The organism is Bradyrhizobium sp. P2_E8 (assembly GCF_056403875.1).
Window position 1 is genome coordinate 1 of sequence record NZ_JBFUES010001022.1, and the last position, 2,594, is coordinate 2,594.

General features: G+C 65.5%; 4 protein-coding genes. 2 read left to right on the forward strand and 2 right to left on the reverse strand.

All coding sequences use genetic code 11. The features are described from left to right. Both AC1D00_RS36025 and rnhA read left to right on the forward strand, forming a co-directional pair. The coding region (locus AC1D00_RS36025) for a homoserine kinase (protein WP_477013945.1) at positions 1-740 on the forward strand (740 nt) is incomplete at its 5' end. Next, positions 737-1,201, forward strand: a complete 465-nt coding sequence (gene rnhA / locus AC1D00_RS36030; RefSeq protein WP_011084134.1) for a ribonuclease HI — start codon at positions 737-739, stop codon at positions 1,199-1,201. The genes AC1D00_RS36025 and rnhA, both read left to right, overlap by 4 nt. Positions 1,202-1,434: 233 nt before the next feature. Here the strand turns inward: rnhA and AC1D00_RS36035 are convergent, their stop codons facing one another. Together AC1D00_RS36035 and AC1D00_RS36040 are read right to left on the reverse strand one after the other, a co-directional pair. Continuing rightward, positions 1,435-1,920: a peroxiredoxin gene (locus AC1D00_RS36035; protein WP_008543132.1), complete on the reverse strand. Its 486-nt coding sequence runs from the start codon at positions 1,918-1,920 to the stop codon at positions 1,435-1,437. A 108-nt stretch (positions 1,921-2,028) separates the two neighbouring features. Beyond that, on the reverse strand, positions 2,029-2,583 hold the full coding sequence (locus AC1D00_RS36040; RefSeq protein ID WP_477013946.1) for a DUF924 family protein: 555 nt from the start codon (positions 2,581-2,583) through the stop codon (positions 2,029-2,031). Positions 2,584-2,594 lie beyond the last annotated feature (11 nt).

Consider the following 2,594-nt stretch of genomic DNA (forward strand, 5'->3'; position numbering starts at 1 on the left):
CGGTGAAGGGACGAGACGGCGAGGCGCTGCGCGAGCTGTCGGGCCGGCCGGCCGCGATCATCACCTTTCTCGAAGGCGTCTGGCCGCGCAAACCGAACGCGGCCCATTGCGCCGGCGTCGGCGAGGGACTGGCCAGGATGCATCTGGCCGGCGCCAATTTCGCGATCAAGCGCGCGAACGCGCTCTCGGTCGCGGGCTGGCGGCCGTTGTTCGACGCGGCCGCAAGCCGCGCCGACGAGGTGCAGCCGGACTTGCGCGCGTTTCTCGCGACCGAGCTCGACTATCTCGCGAGCGGGGTCTGGCCGACCAATCTGCCCGAGGGCGTGATCCACGCCGACCTCTTCAACGACAACGTCTTCTTCCTCGGCGACAAGCTCTCGGGGATCATCGACTTCACCTTCGCCTGCAACGACATGCTGGCCTATGACGTCGCGATCTGCCTCAACGCCTGGTGCTTCGAGCCGGATCACTCCTTCAACGTCACCAAGGCGCGCGCCTTCCTCAATGCCTATGGCCGCGTGCGCAAGCTCTCGGAGGCGGAAGAGGCCGCGCTGCCGCTGCTGGCCCGCGGCGCCGCGATCCGTTTCCTGCTGACACGGCTGGTCGACTGGCTCAACGTGCCGCCCGGTGCGCTGGTGAGGCCGAAGGATCCGCTGGAATATCTCCGCAAGCTGCGCTTCCACCAGAGCGTCGCCAGCGTGCGCGACTACGGGCTGATGCCGTCAGGACTGGTCGCGTGAGCGAGCTTCCCGTCGTCACGATCTATACCGACGGCGCCTGCTCGGGAAATCCCGGGCCCGGCGGCTGGGGCGCGATCCTGAAGTTCGGCGACAAGGAGAAGGAGCTGAACGGCGGCGAGCGTCACACCACCAACAACCAGATGGAGCTGATGGCGGCGATCTCCGCGCTCGAAGCGCTGAAGAAGCCGTGCACCGTCGATCTGTACACCGACAGCCAGTATGTCCGGCAGGGCATCACCGGCTGGATCCACGGCTGGAAGCGCAACGGCTGGCGCACCGCCGACAAGAAGCCGGTCAAGAATGTCGAGCTATGGCAGCGTCTCGATGCCGCGCTCAAGGCGCATCAGGTCCGCTGGCACTGGGTCAAGGGCCACGCCGGTCATCCCGAGAACGAACGCGCGGATCAGCTGGCGCGCGACGGGATCGTGAAGGCGCGGTTGCAGCAGAGGGTGGCGGAGTAGCGCGGGCTCGCTCTTTCCACGCGTCATGGCCGGGCTTGACCCGGCCATCCACGCCTTCATCATAAGCGTCGCCACACTCTCAACTGTCATCGCCCGGCTTGACCGGGCGATCCAGTATTCCAGAGACGCTTGCGGTTCAGCCGAGAGGCCGCGGCGTACTGGATCGCCCGCCTTCGCCGGCGATGACAGTGTGGGTGTAGGCTGAAAGCGGCGACCGCTCTACACTTACTGCCTTACAGCTGCCCGAGCAGCGTATCGCCGCCGGACACCTCGACCTTGCCGGGCATCGCTTCGAGGTTCAGCTTCTTGACCACGCCGTCCTCGACCAGCATCGAATAGCGCTTGGAGCGGATGCCGAGGCCGTTGGCGGAGGCGTCCAGCTCCATGCCGATCGCCTTGGCGAACTCGGCATTGCCGTCGGCGAGGAAGATCGCCTCGTCGCGCTGGTCGGTGTCGCGCTTCCAGGCGTTCATCACGAAGGCGTCGTTGACGGAGACGATGGCGATGGTGTCGACGCCCTTGTCCTTCATGGCATATGCGTTGAGGAAGATGCTCGGCAGATGCATCTTGTGGCAGGTGCCGGTGTAGGCGCCGGGCACCGCGAACAGCGCCACCTTCTTGCCCTTGAAGATATCGTCGGTGGTCTTCACCTGCGGGCCTTCCGCCGTCATCACGCGGAATTTCGCCTCGGGCAGCTTGTCGCCAGTCTGGATCGCCATCGTCAGTCTCCCTGAAAATCGATCCCGCTTTCTAGACCGTGCGGCGGGCCCGCACAATATTGCCGGCAGGGAAAGCGGCGAAGGTTGCCGCCCTTCACCTTGATGTCATCAGCCGGAAAAGCCGCCATTGTCGAGGAAGGCCTGCTCTTCCTCGGTGGTCGGGCGTCCGAGGACGCAGTTGCGGTGGGGGAAGCGGCCGAACCGGCGGATGATGTCGGCGTGCTCCCGCGCGTATTTCAGGTTCTCGGCATTGTCGGCGTCCTGAAACAGAGCAATGCAGTGCAGCTGGTCGGGCAGGTGCTCGGAATGCATGAAGGGCATGTAGAGGAATTCGAGCAGGGCAGGATCGATCCTGCGATCCGCGCCCCGATCGATGGCACGGCGGGCAATTTCGCGCGCCAGCGCATCGCTGGAGAACGTCCTGGGATCGCCGCGAAACATGTTGCGGGGGAGCTGATCGAGCACGATGACGAGCGCGAGTGCACCGTCGTCGCTTGCCTCCCATGACGCCAGTTCGCCGGCGGCCGCCTTCTGCCAGAGGGCGAGAAAGCGACGCCTGACCTCCGCGTCGAAAGCCTCGCTGTGCTTGTACCAGCGCTCACGGCCGGCCTCGCGCCAGAAGGCGAGAATGCCGGCCGGCTCGATGTCGCCGACGTCAGTCATGGCTCAACGGC

Bases quoted from the DNA above. Each gene is read 5' to 3' on its own strand.
- AC1D00_RS36035 (WP_008543132.1), bottom strand. From the start codon at position 1,920: ATGGCGATCCAGACTGGCGACAAGCTGCCCGAGGCGAAATTCCGCGTG.
- AC1D00_RS36040 (WP_477013946.1), bottom strand. From the start codon at position 2,583: ATGACTGACGTCGGCGACATCGAGCCGGCCGGCATTCTCGCCTTCTGG.